This window comes from Amnibacterium soli, assembly GCF_039544415.1.
Taxonomy (GTDB): domain Bacteria; phylum Actinomycetota; class Actinomycetes; order Actinomycetales; family Microbacteriaceae; genus Amnibacterium; species Amnibacterium soli.
This window is the reverse complement of the sequence record NZ_BAABLP010000002.1, coordinates 768,717-785,445: the sequence shown is the minus strand read 5'-3', so window position 1 is coordinate 785,445 and position 16,729 is coordinate 768,717. Positions and strand designations below refer to the sequence as shown.

20 protein-coding genes, 1 tRNA gene and 1 pseudogene are annotated in these 16,729 nt (G+C 75.1%); 14 read left to right on the top strand and 8 right to left on the bottom strand.

The window, feature by feature from the left end:
- Positions 1-36: 36 nt before the first annotated feature.
- The 5 genes from ABEA53_RS07725 (at position 37) to ABEA53_RS07705 (ending at position 5,565) form a co-directional block, all read left to right on the top strand.
- Complete coding sequence (locus tag ABEA53_RS07725) at positions 37-3,102, top strand: FtsX-like permease family protein (RefSeq protein ID WP_345480476.1); 3,066 nt, start codon at positions 37-39, stop codon at positions 3,100-3,102.
- Entirely contained in the window at positions 3,099-3,782 is a 684-nt protein-coding gene (locus ABEA53_RS07720; RefSeq protein ID WP_345480475.1) for an ABC transporter ATP-binding protein, read from the top strand. Before ABEA53_RS07725 ends, ABEA53_RS07720 begins: the two co-directional genes overlap by 4 nt.
- The gene (locus ABEA53_RS07715; RefSeq protein WP_345480474.1) at positions 3,779-4,411 is read left to right on the top strand and encodes an ABC transporter ATP-binding protein; all 633 of its coding nucleotides are present in this window, start codon (positions 3,779-3,781) and stop codon (positions 4,409-4,411) included. Before ABEA53_RS07720 ends, ABEA53_RS07715 begins: the two co-directional genes overlap by 4 nt.
- A gap of 86 nt (positions 4,412-4,497) precedes the next feature.
- Positions 4,498-4,570 (top strand) — tRNA-Asn (locus ABEA53_RS07710).
- 107 nt (positions 4,571-4,677) lie between these two features.
- The gene (locus ABEA53_RS07705) at positions 4,678-5,565 is read left to right on the top strand and encodes an SDR family oxidoreductase (RefSeq protein WP_345480473.1); all 888 of its coding nucleotides are present in this window, start codon (positions 4,678-4,680) and stop codon (positions 5,563-5,565) included.
- 126 nt (positions 5,566-5,691) lie between these two features.
- Here ABEA53_RS07705 and ABEA53_RS07700 read toward each other — a convergent pair whose 3' ends face one another.
- The gene (locus ABEA53_RS07700) at positions 5,692-6,246 is read right to left on the bottom strand and encodes a TetR family transcriptional regulator C-terminal domain-containing protein (protein ID WP_345480472.1); all 555 of its coding nucleotides are present in this window, start codon (positions 6,244-6,246) and stop codon (positions 5,692-5,694) included.
- On the opposite strand from ABEA53_RS07700, the gene ABEA53_RS07695 reads away from it, so the two are divergent.
- From ABEA53_RS07695 to ABEA53_RS07685, 3 genes are all read left to right on the top strand, one after another.
- On the top strand, positions 6,217-7,059 hold the full coding sequence (locus tag ABEA53_RS07695) for a hypothetical protein (protein ID WP_345480471.1): 843 nt from the start codon (positions 6,217-6,219) through the stop codon (positions 7,057-7,059). The two genes, ABEA53_RS07700 and ABEA53_RS07695, sit on opposite strands and share 30 nt — an antisense overlap.
- Positions 7,060-7,158: 99 nt before the next feature.
- Positions 7,159-7,524 (top strand): hypothetical protein, encoded by a 366-nt coding sequence (locus tag ABEA53_RS07690; protein ID WP_345480470.1) that lies wholly within the window; start codon positions 7,159-7,161, stop codon positions 7,522-7,524.
- A gap of 212 nt (positions 7,525-7,736) precedes the next feature.
- The gene (locus ABEA53_RS07685; RefSeq protein ID WP_345480469.1) at positions 7,737-9,002 is read left to right on the top strand and encodes an alkaline phosphatase; all 1,266 of its coding nucleotides are present in this window, start codon (positions 7,737-7,739) and stop codon (positions 9,000-9,002) included.
- 71 nt (positions 9,003-9,073) lie between these two features.
- Here the strand turns inward: ABEA53_RS07685 and ABEA53_RS07680 are convergent, their stop codons facing one another.
- From ABEA53_RS07680 to ABEA53_RS07670, 3 genes are read right to left on the bottom strand one after another with little or no spacing between them, the layout of a single operon-like run.
- On the bottom strand, positions 9,074-9,481 hold the full coding sequence (locus tag ABEA53_RS07680) for a RidA family protein (RefSeq protein ID WP_345480468.1): 408 nt from the start codon (positions 9,479-9,481) through the stop codon (positions 9,074-9,076).
- Entirely contained in the window at positions 9,478-9,801 is a 324-nt protein-coding gene (locus ABEA53_RS07675; RefSeq protein WP_345480467.1) for a hypothetical protein, read from the bottom strand. The genes ABEA53_RS07680 and ABEA53_RS07675 overlap by 4 nt, the downstream gene beginning before the upstream one ends.
- A 7-nt stretch (positions 9,802-9,808) precedes the next feature.
- Positions 9,809-10,669 (bottom strand): PHP domain-containing protein, encoded by an 861-nt coding sequence (locus ABEA53_RS07670; protein ID WP_345480466.1) that lies wholly within the window; start codon positions 10,667-10,669, stop codon positions 9,809-9,811.
- Positions 10,670-10,968: 299 nt separating this feature from the next.
- Between ABEA53_RS07670 and ABEA53_RS07665 the strand changes: the two genes are divergently transcribed.
- A complete protein-coding gene (locus ABEA53_RS07665; protein ID WP_345480465.1) occupies positions 10,969-11,208 on the top strand; it encodes a hypothetical protein in 240 nt (79 codons plus the stop codon).
- Between the two features lie 24 nt (positions 11,209-11,232).
- Here the strand turns inward: ABEA53_RS07665 and ABEA53_RS07660 are convergent, their stop codons facing one another.
- Both ABEA53_RS07660 and ABEA53_RS07655 read right to left on the bottom strand, forming a co-directional pair.
- The gene (locus ABEA53_RS07660) at positions 11,233-12,786 is read right to left on the bottom strand and encodes an FAD-binding oxidoreductase (protein ID WP_345480463.1); all 1,554 of its coding nucleotides are present in this window, start codon (positions 12,784-12,786) and stop codon (positions 11,233-11,235) included.
- 77 nt (positions 12,787-12,863) lie between these two features.
- On the bottom strand, positions 12,864-13,253 hold the full coding sequence (locus ABEA53_RS07655) for a PPOX class F420-dependent oxidoreductase (protein ID WP_345480462.1): 390 nt from the start codon (positions 13,251-13,253) through the stop codon (positions 12,864-12,866).
- Between the two features lie 75 nt (positions 13,254-13,328).
- Between ABEA53_RS07655 and ABEA53_RS07650 the strand changes: the two genes are divergently transcribed.
- The gene (locus ABEA53_RS07650; protein ID WP_345480461.1) at positions 13,329-13,904 is read left to right on the top strand and encodes a hypothetical protein; all 576 of its coding nucleotides are present in this window, start codon (positions 13,329-13,331) and stop codon (positions 13,902-13,904) included.
- 19 nt (positions 13,905-13,923) lie between these two features.
- Here the strand turns inward: ABEA53_RS07650 and ABEA53_RS07645 are convergent, their stop codons facing one another.
- Both ABEA53_RS07645 and ABEA53_RS07640 read right to left on the bottom strand, forming a co-directional pair.
- Complete coding sequence (locus ABEA53_RS07645; protein WP_345480460.1) at positions 13,924-14,538, bottom strand: TetR/AcrR family transcriptional regulator; 615 nt, start codon at positions 14,536-14,538, stop codon at positions 13,924-13,926.
- Positions 14,539-14,659: 121 nt separating this feature from the next.
- Complete coding sequence (locus tag ABEA53_RS07640; protein WP_345480459.1) at positions 14,660-15,097, bottom strand: hypothetical protein; 438 nt, start codon at positions 15,095-15,097, stop codon at positions 14,660-14,662.
- Positions 15,098-15,342: 245 nt separating this feature from the next.
- On the opposite strand from ABEA53_RS07640, the gene ABEA53_RS07635 reads away from it, so the two are divergent.
- From ABEA53_RS07635 to ABEA53_RS07625, 4 genes and pseudogenes are all read left to right on the top strand, one after another.
- Positions 15,343-15,480 (top strand): hypothetical protein, encoded by a 138-nt coding sequence (locus tag ABEA53_RS07635; RefSeq protein ID WP_345480458.1) that lies wholly within the window; start codon positions 15,343-15,345, stop codon positions 15,478-15,480.
- An 8-nt stretch (positions 15,481-15,488) separates the two neighbouring features.
- Positions 15,489-15,611, top strand: a pseudogene (locus ABEA53_RS16925) (phophatidylserine decarboxylase associated domain-containing protein); the annotation flags it as partial.
- Between the two features lie 151 nt (positions 15,612-15,762).
- A complete protein-coding gene (locus ABEA53_RS07630; protein WP_345480592.1) occupies positions 15,763-16,068 on the top strand; it encodes a phosphatidylserine decarboxylase in 306 nt (101 codons plus the stop codon).
- 328 nt (positions 16,069-16,396) lie between these two features.
- Entirely contained in the window at positions 16,397-16,720 is a 324-nt protein-coding gene (locus tag ABEA53_RS07625) for a BatC protein (protein ID WP_345480457.1), read from the top strand.
- Positions 16,721-16,729 lie beyond the last annotated feature (9 nt).

Below are 16,729 nucleotides of genomic sequence, written 5' to 3'. Positions count from 1 at the left end.
CTCGATCCGGGCGCCTGGCCCGGGAGGACGGTGCGAGTGCCCGGTCTGGTCCTCCGCGCGCTGCGCTGGCGAGCCGCGCTGTCGATCACGGTCTGGACCTGCGCGGTCGTCGTGTGCGCCGGCGCCGCCCTCGGCCCGGTCTTCGCGCTGGCCGCCGCCGAGAGCGGGCTGCAGGACGTGCTGCGGGACGCAGGAGCCCGCACGGGCGTGCGGCTGCAGGGCGACTCGGGCGGCTCCCCGCAGCTGACGGTGGAGGAGGCGGAGCAGCGCCTCGACACCGCGGCGGCGCTGCCGCCCCTCGCGCACCGGCCCGACCGCATCGGCTCCCTGTTCCTCGAGGCGCGGGCCTCCGCGGGCCCCGACCTCGGGAGTATGAACACCCGGATGCTGTGGCGTGACGGCGCCTGCGCCCTGGTGCGGCTCGACGCCGGACGGTGCCCGGACCGACCCGGCGAAGCGATCGTGTCCTCCCGCTCCGCGGCGCTCCCGTACGGGTGGAAGCGCGGCGCGACGCTCGTCGTGGGGTCGGCGCTCGACGGCGCGTCCGTCTCCGTGCGGGTCGTCGGTGTCTACACCCCGCGCTCGGCGTCGTCGCCGCGCTGGTCGGGGCAGCCGTACTTCCAGGTCGGCGTCGACTCCAAGGGCGTGCCGATCACGGACGCGGTGCTGGTCGATCGCGGCACCTTCGACCGGCTGGAGCCGCTGCCCGTCGCGCCGGATGCGGTGCCGGCGAAGCCGCTCGTGCAGGAGGCCGTGGACCTGCCGCTCGACGTCCGCTCCGTGCGGCTGGCGGACATCGGCTCCCTCCGCTCCCAGGTCCGCGCCCTGGAGCGCTCCGGCGGCGTCGACGCGTTCACCGTCGCCACCTCCCTCCGGGCGGTGCTCGCCGAGGCCGAGCAGGTGCGAGCGCGCATCGACGTCGCGACCGCGCTCGTCGTGCTGCAGCTGTGCGTGCTGGGGTGGCTCGTGCTGCACCGCGTGCTGGTCGACGCGGTCGACGCGCGCAGCGCCGACATCGCGCTCGCGAAGCTGCGCGGCTTCGACCGGACCGCACTGCTGCGCTTCGGCCTGGGGGAGCCCGTGGTGCTCCTGCTGCTCGCCGCGCCCGTCGGCGCGCTGCTCGCCGTGCTGGTCGCGACGCGGCTCGCGGACGCCGTGCTGCTGCCGGGTACGCCCGTGCGCTTCACCTGGGTGGCGCTGCTCGCGCTCGTCGGTGCCGTCGCCGGCGGCGCGGCGGCGGTGGTGCAGAGCGCGTGGTCGACGCTGCGCCGACCGGTGCTCGAGCAGTGGCGCAGGACGCGGTCGAGCAGCGGCGGGTCCCCGGCGGGACTCGTCGCCGACGTCCTGGTCGCGGCGCTCGCCGCCCTCGCCTTCGTCGCGCTGCGGGTCGCGGGACCGGAGGCCGGCGCGCTCACGCTGCTCGGTCCGGGGCTGCTCGTCTGCGCGGCGGGCTTCGCGGGTGCCCGACTGCTGCCGATCGTGCTGCGGCCGGCGGTGCCGGCGACCGCCGCGTCGCGACGCATCGCGGTCTTCCTCGCCGTGCGGCAGGTGGTGCGACGGCCGGCCGGTCTGCGGCTCGTCGCCCTGCTGACCGTCGCGGTCGGGCTCGCGGTCTTCGGCGTCGGCGGCGAGGTCGTCGCCGCGCAGAACCGCGTGACGCGGGCGGCCGCCGAGATCGGGGCGACGCGCGTCGAACGGGTGCGGTTCACGCCCGGGCAGGACGTCGCGGGCCAGGTGGCGCGAGCCGATCCGGACGGGCGCTGGGCCGCTGCGGCGGCGAGCTGGCTGCCCTTCGGCGGCGACGTCACCGACCCGGTGCTCGCGGTCGACGCGGACCGCCTCGCGGCGGTCGGCGCGGCGGCACCGGGGCTGCCGTCGGCGGGCCGCATCGCGGCGGTCGTGCACGAGGGCGCGGCGCCGTCGACCGCGGTGCGGGGGCGGGAGCTCGCCGTGCGGATCCGGGTCGCCGACCGCGTCGGCGGGCCCGCGCCGCAGGTGGTGCTCGCCCTCCGCGGGCCCGACGGCGTCGAGGTGGACGTCCCCACGTCCACGCTCCGCCGGGGTGCCGCCGTGTACCGGGCGGCCGTGCCGTGCGCGCAGGGCTGCGAGCTGATCGGGCTGAGCTGGGTGGGCGACGTGCTCGCCGAGGGCACCGTCTCGGGGACCGCGCTGATCGACCGCCTGACCGTCGACGGGAAGGCGGTGGCGACGGGGTTCTCGACGTCCGGGCGGTGGCGCTCCGCGATCGCCCAGGGCGACGCGAGCGACCGGGTGCGGCCGACCGCTGAAGGGCTGCTCGACCTGTTCCGGATCGGCCCGGGCGGCACCGGCGGTGCGGTGCTCGCCGATCTGCCCGATCCGGTGCCCGCGCTCGTCGCCGGTGCGGGCGCGCGATCGGGCCGGATGCTCGACGTCGCCTCGCCGGACGGGGCCGCAGCGCGCCTCGTCGTCGCGGGCGCCGCGCCCGTGCTGCCCGTCGTGCTCGATGCGGGCGTCGTCGTGGACCTGCGCTCGTTCCGCGCCGCGCTGCCCGGCTTCGCCGTCGACGCGCAGTGGTCGGTGTGGCTCGGGCCGCACGCGCCCGCGGACGCGGTCGCGCGTCTCCGGCACGCGGGTCTCGTGATCGACGGCGAGCAGAGCCTGGCCGCCCGGAACGCGGAGCTCGCCCGCCAGGGACCGGCGCTCGCACTCCTGCTGCTCGCCGTGTGCGCCGTCGCCGGCGCGCTGCTGGCCATGGGCGGCACGGCGGTGTCGATCGCGGCGGCGGTGCGGCGCCGCTCCTACGAGGCCGCCGCCCTGTCCACCGTGGGTGTCCGGCGGGGGCAGGTCTACCGCGCGGCGATCCTCGAGCAGCTGCTGCTGCTCGGCACCGCGGTCGTGGTGGGCCTGCCCGCCGGCGTGCTCGCGCTGGTGCTGGCGCTGCCCGCCGTGCCGCAGTCCGCCGACGACACCCCGGTGCCGCTCGCCGCGCTGCCGCCGGCCACGCCGCTCCTGCTCTGCGCCGCCGTACTGGTCGTCCTGGTCGGCGGAACGGTGCTGCTGTCCGCGGGCCGCGTCGTGCGGGCCGGGTCGAGCTCGCGCCTGCGGGAGGCGGAGGAGTGAGCGCGGGGCTGCCGGTGCGGGTCGAGCACCTCGGGCACGAGTACGACGCCGACGGCGAGCGGTTCGCCGCGCTCGTCGACGTCTCCTTCTCAGTGGGCGCGGGGGAGCGGTTGACCGTCGTCGGCCCCTCCGGCTCCGGCAAGTCGACGCTGCTGACGGTGCTCGCCGGGCTGCAGCGGCCGACGAGCGGCCGCGTCCTCATCGGCGACGACGACCTCACCGGGCTCACGGAGCGCGAGCTGTCGTCGGTGCGCCGCCGGTCCGTGTCGGTCGTGGTGCAGGACCCGCGCCGCAACCTGCTGCCCTACGGCACCGCGGTGGACAACGTGCGGTTCGCGCAGCGGCCGGCGGGCCGACGCGCGCCGAAGCGGGACCCGCTCGACCTCCTCCGGGCCCTCGGCCTGCAGTCCGTCTCCGGCGACCGCGTCGACCGGCTCTCGGGCGGCGAGCGGCAGCGGGTCGCGATCGCCGCCGGAGTCGCGCGGGATCCCGACGTGCTGCTGGTCGACGAGCCGACGAGCGCGCTCGACGCCCGCTCCCGCGACGAGGTGCTCGACCTGCTCGAGCGCGTGGCCGACGAGGCGGGCGCGACGCTCATCGCGATCACGCACGACCGGGTGGTCGCCGACCGTCTCGGCGGAGTCCTCGCACTCGACGGCGGCAGGGTGGTGACGCCGTGAGCGGGCCCCTCGTGCGGCTGCGCGGTGCGGGTGCGCGGCGTGCGGGCCGCACGGTGCTCGCGGGCGTCGACCTCGAGGTCGCCCCCGCCGCCTCCCTCGCGCTCGTCGGCCCGTCCGGCTCGGGCAAGTCCACCCTGCTCGCGCTGCTGGCCGGGCTGGAGGCGCCGGACACCGGCTCGGTCGAGCGCACGGTCCCCGCGGAGGCGGTCGGGCTGGTGCTGCAGGGCCACGGCCTGGTCAGCCTGCTCACCGCGGCGGAGAACGTCGCGCTCCCGCTGCAGGCGCCCGGCCGGCCGCGCACCGCGCGTGCCGAGGTGCGGCGGCGCGCGCTCGAGGCGCTCGAGCAGGTGGGGCTCGCCGCCGTCGCGGGCTCGCTCGTCGAGGCGCTGTCGGGCGGCCAGCAGCAGCGGGTGGCGATCGCCCGCGCCCTGATCGCGCGGCCCGCGCTGCTGGTCGCGGACGAACCGACCGCCGCGCTCGACGCCGACAACCGGCGGCACGTGGCGGACCTGCTCCTCGCGCTGCCCGCTGCGGGCACTGCCGTCGTGCTCGCGACGCACGACAGGACGCTCGCCGCGCTCGCCGACCGGGTCCTCCGCGTCGACGGCGGTGCCGTCCGCGAGGACTGACGCGCGGTCCCCACCACGCGCGCCGTCCTGAGCAGGGGCGCCGGGTGCAGTACACTCGTCGGGCCGCGGTGCTCGTGCACCGCTGATCCTCGATAGCTCAATTGGCAGAGCAGCCGGCTGTTAACCGGCAGGTTCTTGGTTCGAGTCCAAGTCGGGGAGCCGAAGGCCCGGTCGATCAGGAGAGCTCCTGATCGACCGGGCCCTTTCTCGTGCACGGGAGCGGCGCCCGCCCGATCCACCCAGCCGGCGGAGCGCAGGATCGGCGCATGAGCCAGTACGACAAGCGCGACCCGAAGACCCTCTACCCCGCCCCGCCGTTCCCGAAGCAGGAGCAGTCGCTGCCGGGCGCCGCCTGGAAGATGGACCCCCGCCCCGACCACGGCGAGCAGAGCTACGTCGGCAAGGAGCGCCTGCAGGGCTACCGCGGCATCGTCACCGGCGCCGACTCGGGGATCGGCCGCGCGGCGGCGATCGGCCTCTCCCGCGAGGGCGCCGACCTCGTGCTGGCCTACCTGCCCGACGAGCAGGAGGACGCCGAGGCCGTGCGCGACCTGCTGGAGGGCGAGGGGCGCCGCGCGGTGCTGTTCCCCGGTGACATCAGCGACGAGCAGTACTGCAAGGACCTGGTCCAGAAGGCGGTCGACGAGTTCGGCGGCCTCGACACGCTCGTGATGGTCGCCGGCCGCATGGACAGCAACGACGACATCCTCACCCTGGACACGGCGGCGATCGACTCCACGTTCAAGACGAACATCTACTCGCTGTTCTGGCTGACCAAGGCGGCCGTGCCGCACATGGAGCCCGGGTCCACGATCGTCACGACGGGATCGACGCAGGCCTCGTCGCCGTCGCCGGACAAGATCGACTACGCGGTCTCGAAGGGCGCCATCAAGCTCTTCACCCAGGCGATCGCGCAGCAGCTCGCGCCGAAGGGGATCCGCGTGAACTCCGTCGCCCCCGGCCCGGTGTGGACGCCGCTCCAGCCGGGCTCCGACGACGCCGAGACGGTGTCGTCCTTCGGCGAGGACTCGCCGCTCGGGCGACCGGGCCAGCCGGCGGAGCTCGCCGCCGCGTACGTGCACCTCGTCAGCCCCGAGTCGAGCTACCAGACGGGCTCGACCATCGCGATCGCCGGCGGCATGCCCGTCTTCTGATCGCCGACCGCGGTCACCGTCGGGGCGCGACGCAGCGCGGGCCCTCGTCCTCGGAGACCACGACGACCGACGTCGCCGTGGTCTCCGGGGCGGACCGCCGACGCGGCTGCGCCGTCCGTCCTGGCCTCAGACCTCCCAGACGGGCGGCGTGTAGGACTTCGACCACCCGTCGCGGAGGCGGGTCACGGCCCGGTCGTACGCCTCGAGCACGTCCATGTGGGGGCGGAGCATCGACTGCAGCTGCAGCCCCTCGTACATCGCGATGAGCTGCTCGGCGCCGCGCGCGGGGTCCATCGTGTCCGGCTCGCGGCCGACGGCGACGTCGTGCACGAGCGCTCGCTGCACGAGCGCGTGGAACTGGACCCACTGGCGCTGCAGCAGCGGCGCCGACGGGTGACCGGGGGTGGCCGCGACGTTCGCGAGCGCGGTCAGCAGTCGCATCAGCGCGGGGTCCTCGACGTTGACGGCGACGATCGCCCGGAGGAAGGCGGCCGCGCCGCGGCTGTGGGCGACCGGCAGGATCGGCTCCATCCGCCGTGCGTTCCACACCTGCACCACCGCCAGGACGAGGTCGTCGGCGGTCGCGAACTGCTCCGTCACCTCGGGCAGCGTGAGGCCGGCCTCCGCCGCGACCAGTTCCAGCGTGACGGCGTGGAAGGCGCGGACGCGGAAGGCCGCCATCGCGGTCTCGACGCAGAGCGCCCATCGCTCGGCACCGGTCCGCAGCTCCTCGTCCGCATCAAGAGCAGGCACACGGCCGCCGTCGAAGTCGTCCATGTCCGTACCGCTCTCATCCGTGATGCGCAGGTGACGAGCGGTTCCCCGCCGCCGTACCGGCCCGGAATCCGTTCCGAGCGCTCTGCCGCAAGGATGCTTCCGAGCGCACGTCCCGCGCGGAAGCTCCAGATCGAGGGACTCGCCGCACGGCCCGCCTGGACCGGTCGAGGGTGCTCCCAGGCGCACGGCCGCTCGCCGCCGTCCGCCGGCGACGGTCACAATCGCTTCATGGAGGAGCGGGGCTCGCTGGGCTGCAGGAAGGATGCGCTGCGCGCCGGATGGAGCCACCCGCTGGGACGGGATCGGCTCTGGGCGGCGCTGCGCGAGCGGGGCGTGCGGCCCGATCTGCTGGCGCTCGCGATGCCGGACCCCGAGGAGCGGTCGCTGCTCCTCGTCCGGGTCCGGCGCTCCAGCGACCTCAGCCACGAGGGCAGGTGGCGCAGCGCACGCGAGGACGCCCGCGGGGTGGACCCCGTGACGCTGCGGATCGGAGCGCTCCCGCGCGACCGGCTCCGCGCGGGACGGGACGCGCTCGAAGCCGGCACGCTGGACGCCGCGCTGCGGTGGATCGTCGAGGCGCGGGGTCGGGGGAACGCCTGGCAGGCGACGGAGCGGGTGTGGACCGCCCACCTCGTCGACGACGCCGTGGTCGTGGCCGAACAGCAGCGGCAGGCGAGAGGCGCATACCTCGGCTTCACCGGCGTCGAGGACCTCTGAGCCAGCGCGCTCTCGAAGCGCGGTCGTCACACTCCCGGCGGACCGGACATGTCCCTGGTGAGCGTCCGTACCGGGCGCTCATCGAGTCGGAGGACCACCATGCAGCTCCACCCCGCCCACCTCGTCGCCGCAGTGCTCGTCGCCGTGAGCGCTGCGACCTCCGTCGGCGCGGCCGGTGCGCCGACGCCGGTCGCCGACCAGCACGTGAGCCGGTTCGTCGCGTACCAGACGTGCCAGGCCCGGATGTGGGAGTGGACGGCGGAGAACGCGAGCGAGGGCACCGCCGTCGGCTCCTTCCGCCACCACTACCGGGCGAAGGACGTGTGGCGCGTGAAGGGCGGCTGGCACGTGCAGGTCGGCGGCACGCGCGGCGAGCGCGCCACGGCGACCAACGGCGTCGCGGACTGCGTGATCGGCGGCACGAACGCCCAGCCGAAGCTCGTGTCGTACACCTTCCCGCGCTGATCCGCCGGGGAGTCGGTCCGGGTGCCTCGCGGACGCAGCCGCCCGGAGAGCCGCCGGCGCACGTCAGGCGTCCAGCCCGCTCCCCGGGGGAGTTCCCCGCGCGGTCCCGCCCAGGTCGATTCCTGTTCATGTAAACCGCATGTGCTTCTCCAGGCCGTTCCACTGCGGGGCGGACCAGGCGCCCACCGGCGCGATGGAACGAAGGAGCTCTCATGAAGACCCGACCCCGACGCCTGCTCGTCGCCGGTCTCGCCGGCGCGACCGCCCTGGGCGTCACGCTCGCGGCCGCCCCGCTCGCGACCGCCGCCGACGCCTCCCGCCACCACGCCGCCGCGAAGAGCGTCATCTTCGTCAACGGCGACGGCATGAGCGCCGCCCACCGCGAGGCCGCGCGCCTCGCCCTGAAGGGCCGCTTCGGGCAGCTCGAGATGAACAAGCTCCCCGCGACCGGCCTCGAGGCGACGACGCCCGACGACCCGAAGACCGTCATCACCGACTCCGCCGCCGCCGCCACCGCGTGGGCGACGGGGAAGAAGACCTACAACGGCGCGATCAGCGTCGACACCGCCGGCAAGGCGCTCTCCTACCTCGGTCGGGAGGCGAAGAAGGCCGGCAAGGCGACCGGCATCGTCACCACCGCGCAGGTCACCGACGCGTCCCCGGCCGCGTTCTTCTCGAGCACCGCGCAGCGCGGCCAGCAGAGCGAGATCGCCCGCCAGTACCTCGAGGTCAGCAAGCCCGACGTGATCCTGGGCGGCGGCGAGGACTGGTGGTACCCCGCCGGGAACCCGGGCGCGTACGCCGACAACCCGCCGAAGGACCCCTCCGAGCAGAGCAAGAGCGACAAGGGCGACCTGATCGCGGAGGCGAAGACGAAGGGGTACCAGTACGTCTCCAGCGCGAGCGGGCTGCAGAAGGCGAACGGCAAGAAGCTGCTCGGCCTGTTCTCGAACGAGGAGATGTTCGAGCAGCGCCCCGAGGGCGAGGGCGACGTCTACGACCCGAAGCCGACGCTGCAGACGATGACGGAGAAGGCGCTGAAGACCGTCTCGAAGAACAAGAAGGGCTTCTTCCTCTTCGTCGAGGAGGAGGGCGTCGACGAGTTCTCGCACGAGAACAACGGCGAGAAGATGCTGAAGGCGATGGCGGCCCTCGACCGCACGGTCGGCATGCTGCGCAAGTACGTCGCGAAGCACCCGAACACGCTGCTCGTCGTCACCGGCGACCACGACTGCGGCGGGCTCACTGTCGAGGACACCGCGACGACCGACGAGTCCGGCGACGGCATCTCGGCCGAGGACGGACCCTTCACGGTCGCGGGCACGAAGTACACGTTCGACCTGGACTGGACGACGAGCGGTCACACCGGCGTCCCCACCCCGGTCACGGCCGTCGGCCCCGGCAGCAGCGACCTGACGGGCGTCTACCAGAACACGCACGTGCACTCGGTGCTCAAGCGGGTCCTGCTCGGCGAGTAGTCGGTCCAGCCCGGTCGATCCGAAGCGAGGGCCCCGCACCCGGAGGTGCGGGGCCCTCGTGCTGCCCGGGGTCAGTCCACGACCGCGGCGACCGCCTCGATCTCCACGAGCTGATCGGGCCACCCGAGTGCCGCGACGCCCAGCAGGGTGCCCGGCGGGGTGCGGTCGCCGAACAGCGCGTGCACGACGGCCCAGACGGCGGCGAGCTGCGCACGATCCGCCGACGCGACGAGCGCCCGCACGAACACCACGTCCTCGATCCCGGCGCCCGCGGCCGCGAGCGCGACCCGCATGTTCTCGATGCAGGCCGTCGTCTGCGCCACGACGTCGCCCGGCGCCACGACCCGCCCGTCCGCGTCGAGCGGGCACGCGCCGGCGAGGTGCACCGTCTTCGCGCCCGGCGGCGTGCTCGCGGCGTAGGCGTAGGGCACGCCCGGGTGGAGCCCGTCGGGGTGGAGGAAGGTCGCAGCTGCGGTCACGGCACGATCCTGCCGCCGTCGCTGCGCTCGGTCCTCTCGCCGCCGCACCGCTGCAGCTGCACGCGGACGAGCGCTGTCACGGTCGCGGCGCCGGCCACGGCGAGCAGCAGCCCGAGGACGAGCGCCGCGGTGAGCGGTCCGCGGGCGTCGACCTCCTGCCCGAGATCCCCGCCTCGCCAGCGCGGCCGGTGCAGCGCGACGAGTGCGCTGACGGCGATCGCGGAACCTGCGATCGCGGTCAGGGCGGCGACGACCAGCACGACGGCGCGGCGGTCGCTCATCGGCTGCACGACCCGCGCCGTTCCGGACTCGCGATGCATGAGGCGATCACCGCGTCCAGAAGTCCTCGGGCCGGCGGCCGGGACGGAACCCGAAGTGCTCGGCCATCGCCATCGCCTCCGGGAAGTTCCGCGCGATCGTCTCGGGCGCGAGCGCGTCGTGCGCATCGCTGCCGAAGGTGATCGCCCGGCCTCCCTCCTCCGCCCACCACTGCGGCAGCCAGGGCCAGAGGCGTCTCGTGTTCATCTCGAGCGCGCGCCCCGAGGCCGCGACGGCGCGCATGGCCGCCCGGAAGAGCTCCTCGTACCGGCGGGGGTCGAAGGGGCCGGCGGTGTCCGCGGGCCAGGACCGAGCCGCGTAGTCGAGGTGCGTGACGACCGCGATCGTCTCCGATCCGTCGACCATCCTCGGCACCTCGAGCAGGTACGCGGTGATGACGTCGTCCGGAGCCCACGTGCGGAAGAGCGTCCCGGGCTCCGCCCGGTCGTCGCCGTCGCGCAGGGTGTGCAGCGAACCGTTCACGCGGTCGAGCGCGCCGAGGTCGAGCAGCCGGCGCGCCTCCTCCTCGAACAGGTGCGGCTGTCCGAACTCCACGCCGGTGAGGATCCGGAGGTCGGGGAAGCGGTGCCGGCAGCGGTCGATCGAATCCAGGTAGCCGTCCACGTCGAACGGCGGCAGGATCAGGTGTCCGTCGTCGTCGAGGTACTTCTGCTGCTGCGGCAGCAGGTCCTGCGGGTCGAACCGGACGCGTCCGTCGAAGTCGAGATGCTCGGTGAACGCGATGGCCGGCAGCCCGATGCGCTGCGCCTGCAGGCACATCGCCGCCATGCGGCCCGCGTTCTCGGGGACGGGACCGCCCGTGTCCCAGGACCACTCGCTGTGGACGTGCGCATCCGCGGGGAGGTCCATCGCCCGAGGTTGCCAGCCGCTGAGGCGGAGGGCAACGCTTCGCCCCGCCTCGGGCTACGCGGCGTCGTCCGCCTGCGCGCCGCGAGCGCAGTCGGCTCCTCGATCACCGACGGCACGACCTCCGGCTCCTCGGCCGAGTGCGAACCCGTGGGCCAGGTACTCGGTGCCGAGTCGGCATGCCGATGCGGTGCAGTCCGGATCGGCCGGAGGCTCGCTCGGCACGTGCGCGCAGCGCCGCGGCCGCGTGCACGTTCTCGCCATGCGCCACTTTCGCAAGGAGGGCGCGCGACCATGGAACGGTGAGTGGCCAGGACCTTCTGCAGGCCGTGCAGACCCTCATCGACCTGGACGAGCGCGACCGGGCCGAGCAGGGCGCTGCGCAGCTGCCGGACGAGCTGCCCGTCGCCGACCTGCTGCGGGCCGCCGACGGCGCCCAGCGGCTCGCCCGTGCGCTCGCGCGACGCCGGCGCGACGGCGTCCCGATGAGCAGCGGAGCGCCCGGGCACGACCCGCACGACGTGCAGTCGCTCTACTCCTGAACCGCGGGTGGGGCGGAAGCCGCCTCAGACCCAGTGCGGCTGCGCGAACACCCCCTGCGGGTCCGCGCTCGCCGCGATGCGGCGCAGCCGAGCGGTGTTCTCCCCGAAGTACGCCGACGGGTCGGTGATCGCCGCGTCGCAGTAGTTCGCGTACGCGGCGTCGCCCCAGGCCGGTCGCAGCGCGGCGCGGAAGCCGCGCACATACGCGTCGAACGGCGCCGCATCGCGGCCGTCGGCGAAGCTCGCCGTGTACTGCGCGGTCCAGAGCGCCGACCGCCACGGGAAGGCGGTGTCGTCCGCGCCGAGGTCGCCGACGGCCCCGCCGAGCGCGTCGAGCGCGACCCCGCCCTCCGTGAGGCCCGGCACGGTCGACGCCTTCCCGACCTGGTCGAGCAGCGTGCGGATGTCCCCGGCGGCGAGCGGTCGGGTGCCGATCGACGACGTCGCCGCCTCCGAGACGCGGGCGCCGTTCCCGGCGTACCGCCGCATCGCGTCGCCGTAGGTCGTCGCGGTCGCGGTGTGGGCGAGCGGCCGGGCGCCGGTGTCGTGGAGAAAGGCGTCGACAGAGGCGTCGGCGCCGGACTTCGGCCCGGTCCACGTGCCCGACACGGTGACGGAGGGGCCGGACGGGTGTCGTGCGCCGCCGAGCAGCTTGAGGGACGACCACAGGCGTCGGTCGGCGGCGGGCGCCCACCGCTGCCAGGCGGCGACGACGTCGGCTGCAGCCGACCACGGGAAGCTGACGAAGAACATGAGCACGTCGGGTGCGGGGCGCGTGCGGAAGGTCAGCGAGGTCACGACGCCGAGCGTGCCGCCGCCTCCGCCCCGGCAGGCCCAGAACAGCTCGGGCTCGGCGCCCGCGGAGACCTCGTGCACCCGGCCGTCGGCGGTGACCAGCGTCGCGCCGGTGAGCTGGTCGCACGTGAGGCCGAACGAGCGCACGAGCACGCCCAGCCCGCCGCCCAGCGTGAGCCCGCCGATGCCGACGGTGGCGCAGGAGCCCGCGCCGATTGCGCGACCCGCTGCCGCCAGGCGCTCGTAGACGTCCAGCAGCCGTGCGCCCGGACCGATCGTCACCTCGGAGCCGTCGTCGGCGAGGCGGACGTCGCGGAGGTCGGCGGTGCTGAGCACGAGCGAGGGCGGCACGTCCGTGCCCGGGGCGCCGCCGGCCGACCAGCCGGTGTAGGAGTGGCCGCCGGCGCGCAGGGCCACCGGGGTGCCGGTGCGCTGCGCGAACGCCAGCCCGGCCTGCACGTCGGCGTTCCCGGCGACCCGCAGGACGGCCAGCGGGTCCGCGCCGTCATAGCGCGGGTTGCGCAGCACCCGCGCCGCATCCCATCCGGCTGAACCGGGCCGCAGCAGGGCGCCGGTCGTCGCGGCGGCGAGGCCGCTCCAGGTCCGTGGACCCGCCGCGACCGTGGGACCGGCCGTCGGACTGCGCGGTGCGCTGCTCGAGGCGGTCGGCAGCGGGGCGGGCGCCGCCGCATCGGTGCAGGCGGCGAGCAGCCCCGCGGCGCCGAGTCCCACCCCTGCGGTCAGCAGCGCACGCCGTGACAGCCGACCGCTCGGTCCCGCCATGCGCTCCCGCCTCCTCCGACCGATCGGACGCTACGCCCGCGAACGGTGCACCGGCGGCGCGACACCGGCTCGACCCGTCAGACGCCGAAGGTGTTCCAGTCGACGACCCGCACGCGGGCGAACGCGCGAGCGTGCTCGACATCGGGATAGGGGCGTCCGTCGTAGTGCTGGGAGAGGCGGTCGATGACCGCGCGATCGGGGTCGTCGCCGAGCTCGACCGCCTCCCCGTGCAGCGTGACCTGGCGGTACCAGCCGTCCTCGTCGAGCACCGTCAGCGTCAGTCGGGGATCCCGCTCGAGCTGCCGCCGGCGCGGACTCGCCGCGCCCATGCTCAGCAGCACCTCGCCGCCGCTCCACAGGTACCAGACGGCCGCGCTGACCGGTGCGCCGTCGCGGCGCACGGTGGCGACGACGGCCGGGTTCGGGCGCAGCAGCAGGTCGATGACGTGCGCGGGCAGCGCTTCCATGCCGGGATCCTGCGGGCCCCCTCCGACAGCGGTCCGTCGTCCCCGCCGGGCGGCACCGCTCGGTACGGTCGCCGCATGAGGATCGGGAGGCGTCGCCGCCTCGCCTGGACGCTCGGCGCGGCCGCTGCAGCCGTGCTCGCCGCCGTCGCTCTTGCGCTGCTGGTGCCGGTGCGCGGACCGACGCGGGGTGTGCAGCCCTACGCGGTCAGCCGCGTGCTGCGGTCCGCGGCGCTCGAGCGCTGCATCACGGTCTCCGTCCGGGGGGAGCTCGTCGGCACCCGGTCCGAGCGCTTCGCCGCCGTGCGCTGGTCGGGCGTGCGCGTCGTGGGCCCCACCGTCATCGCGGAGGGGTCGCTGCTCGACCACGGCAGGTGCGACCGCTCGCGGACGTGGCGGATGCGGGCCGTCCTCGCCCAGACCTGGACCGCCGACGGCGCCGCGGTCGGCACCCGGAGCACCGATCAGGGACCGGCGACCGGCCCCCTGCGCCAGTTCAACAGCGGCACGCCGATCGTCGTGCCGGACGTGCTGCGGCTCCGGTCGCCGGGAGCGGCTCCGGCGCTCGAGCTGCGGGCCCTCGTCTCCGTGACGGCGCGCACGGCCGCTGCGGAGGACGCGGTGCGCCTCCCGGTCGAGGTCGTGCTGCGCTGACGGCGGCAGGCGTCCGGGACTAGGAGGCGGAGCGGTCGGGCTCCGGGGTCCGCAGGGTGATGCCGAGGTGGCTCTGCGCGACCGCGTGCAGCAGCAGCAGCCGGTTCACGTCGCTGTCGTAGCCGACCAGCGAGTAGGCGTTCACACCGTCGGTGACGGCGAGCAGGTGCGTGGCGACCTCGTCCGGGTCGTCCGCGAGGAAGTCGCCCGACTCGATGCCCGATCGCACGACGGCGGCGACGAGCGTGTGCCAGGCGAGCTCCTCCGTGCGCACCGCGGCCCCGAGCGCGCGGTTCCGGCGGCCGAGGCTCCACGACTCCACCCACAGCGCGTCGAGGTGCGGCACCGGTTCGGCGAGCGACGCGAGCAGCTCCGTCAGCCGGTCGATCGGGGAGTCGTGCCCGAGCACGTCCTGCTGCACCTCCGCCAGCTCCGCGCCGACGACGCGGGAGAAGGCCATGGCGACCAGGGCCTCGCTGCTCGGCCACAGGCGCTCCACGAGCTTCCGGTGCACCTCGAGGCGATCGGCGACCGCCTGGATCGTCAGCGCGTGGAGGCCCAGCTCGACGGCGACCTCCGCCGCGGCGGCGAGGACCTCGTCCTGCTCGACGTGCCGGCGCTTCGGGTTGCGCATGGTGCTCCGCTCGTGATGGTCCGGCGGCCGCGGGGGAGCCCGGGTCGACGGACCGATGATGCGGCGTCGGGAGTGCGCATCCGGTCCCCGCCACGCGGGCGGCGGCCCCGATCTGGGGTCGTCAGGCGGCGTCGCGGCGCATACGCGCGGAGCGCACCGAGAGCCAGACGGCGAGCCCCATCACGATCGCGGCGACGACCACGTGCACGGGCGTCAGCGCATCGATGCCGAGCGTGGAGATCGCGTGGCCGAGCAGCCACTGCACCACGGTCGCGACGAAGTAGCCGGCCGCCGCGATCGGCAGCCCGCGGACGCCGCGGAAGCGCGTGAAGGCGACCACCGCGGCGACGAGCGCGAAGACCATGACCGGGTAGGCGCCGAAGCCGTGGACGTCGGTCCACACCTCGCGCGTGTGCTCCGGCATCCCGTCGGTGATGAACTCGCCGGAGGTGAAGTACTGGAAGACCACGAACAGCGCGCTGAGGCCGATCGAGATCGCGAAGACCCGGCGCGGGCCGGCGGCGGCGTGCGCGGTGGTGGTGCGGGCGGTGGTCGTCATCGGGAGCTGCTCCTCGTCGTCGTCGTCGCGGCCGCTGCGGACGCCGCGCAGCGACCCTCCTGCCGGGGGACCAAGGAATCGCCAAGACGGGACCGCCTCCCAGCAGCAGGGGGCGCGGAGGGCGCGCACCTCGAACGGCCGATCGGCGAGCGGCGCGGACGGTGCCGCCATGGCGGAGGACTCGAGCACGGACGTGAAGCGGCGCGCGGGCGGAGGCGCGGGACGAGGACGCGCCGCTCCATCCCGTGATCGCGGAGTCGCAGGAGCTGATCGACACCGATCCCGTGGTCCGCATGGACGTGACGCGGATGATCGAGCAGGGGCCGGCAGGCGAGCGGTACAGCGAGCGGCACGTGCAGGACGTGCCCAGCTGCTGCGCCTGATCGACGAGGTGCTCACGATCGCGCCCGAGTTCAGCGAGGGCTGCACGGTCAGCACACCGCCCGCCGCGGTCCTCGAATGGACGATGGCGACCCCTGCGGGGTTCGCGGCCCACCGGGACCCGCGGATCGACGCGATGCCGAAGAGGATCCTGAATGCATGGGGCGAGTTCCTGAGCAGCCCGGCGTCGCTGTCGCCGCCTCGCGGAGGGGGCTCGCCCGGTCGCAGCGCCGGACGACGACGAGGGACCGGACGCCGCGGAGCCCGAGGACTCGCGGGGCTGCATCGCGCGCCTCGCGACGCGGGCGTTCGTGCTGATCCGCGCGGCCGATCCCGTGATGGGACTCGTGGCGTTCGTCGCGATCGGCATGGTCGACGTCTCCTCCTGCCTCATCGGCGACCACGTGCGGCCCGGGTACCGCCTGACGAAGGGGGAGGAGCTCGGCTGCTTCCAGTCCGGCGGCTCCAGCGAGTGCCTGATCTTCCGTCCCGGCGTGATCGGCGGGTCCACGCTCGCCGCGATCCCGCAGCCGGGCGACGCCGACGCCTCCCCGGTCCGCGTGCGCTCACGGCTCGCCGTCGCGGGCTGACGCCCTACGGTGAGCGCGTGAACAGCCGTCCCGCGCGCATCGTCCTCCTCGTCGTCGGGGTCATCGCCCTCGTCACCGGCCTCGTCTGGGTCGGTCAGGGGGCGAACCTGATCCGGCAGCTTCATGACGGGCAGCCGCACCTGGTTCGCCATCGGCCTGGTCACCGCCGTGGTCGGCGTCGTCCTCCTCGCGGCGGGAGCCCGCCGGAGGTCCCGGCCGCGTCGCTGAACCCCCGCGGACGGGCGATCCGCACCGGCCTCAGACGCCGGTCGCACGGCGCGCGTACGATCCGGGAGGACCGGCACCACCGACCCCTGGAGGACCACCCATGGCCATCGACGACGACGACATCACCACCGGCCCCACGAGCAGCGGCGAGGGTCCTGCCGACGGCGGTGCGAACCCGAACGGACACGACGGCGGGGCCGACGGCTCGGCCGACGCGGGCGAGGGCACCGCGGACGGCGGCGCGAACCCGGGCGGCCACGACGGCGGTGCGGACGGCTCCGCGGACTCCGGTGAGGGTCCTGCGGACGGCGGTGCGAACCCGAACGGGCACGACGGCGGTGCGGACGGCTCCGCGGGCGAGGGTCCGGCCGACGGCGGCGCGAACCCCGGCGGCCACGACGGCGGGGCCGACGGCAGCGCTTGAGCACGACCG

Coding starts and splice junctions, on each gene's coding strand:
- ABEA53_RS07705 (WP_345480473.1), top strand. CDS start 4,678: ATGAGCCAGTACGACAAGCGCGACCCGAAGACCCTCTACCCCGCCCCG.
- ABEA53_RS07700 (WP_345480472.1), bottom strand. CDS start 6,246: ATGGCGGCCTTCCGCGTCCGCGCCTTCCACGCCGTCACGCTGGAACTG.
- ABEA53_RS07690 (WP_345480470.1), top strand. CDS start 7,159: ATGCAGCTCCACCCCGCCCACCTCGTCGCCGCAGTGCTCGTCGCCGTG.
- ABEA53_RS07685 (WP_345480469.1), top strand. CDS start 7,737: ATGAAGACCCGACCCCGACGCCTGCTCGTCGCCGGTCTCGCCGGCGCG.
- ABEA53_RS07675 (WP_345480467.1), bottom strand. CDS start 9,801: ATGCATCGCGAGTCCGGAACGGCGCGGGTCGTGCAGCCGATGAGCGAC.
- ABEA53_RS07670 (WP_345480466.1), bottom strand. CDS start 10,669: ATGGACCTCCCCGCGGATGCGCACGTCCACAGCGAGTGGTCCTGGGAC.
- ABEA53_RS07660 (WP_345480463.1), bottom strand. CDS start 12,786: ATGGCGGGACCGAGCGGTCGGCTGTCACGGCGTGCGCTGCTGACCGCA.
- ABEA53_RS07655 (WP_345480462.1), bottom strand. CDS start 13,253: ATGGAAGCGCTGCCCGCGCACGTCATCGACCTGCTGCTGCGCCCGAAC.
- ABEA53_RS07650 (WP_345480461.1), top strand. CDS start 13,329: ATGAGGATCGGGAGGCGTCGCCGCCTCGCCTGGACGCTCGGCGCGGCC.
- ABEA53_RS07645 (WP_345480460.1), bottom strand. CDS start 14,538: ATGCGCAACCCGAAGCGCCGGCACGTCGAGCAGGACGAGGTCCTCGCC.
- ABEA53_RS07640 (WP_345480459.1), bottom strand. CDS start 15,097: ATGACGACCACCGCCCGCACCACCACCGCGCACGCCGCCGCCGGCCCG.
- ABEA53_RS07625 (WP_345480457.1), top strand. CDS start 16,397: ATGGCCATCGACGACGACGACATCACCACCGGCCCCACGAGCAGCGGC.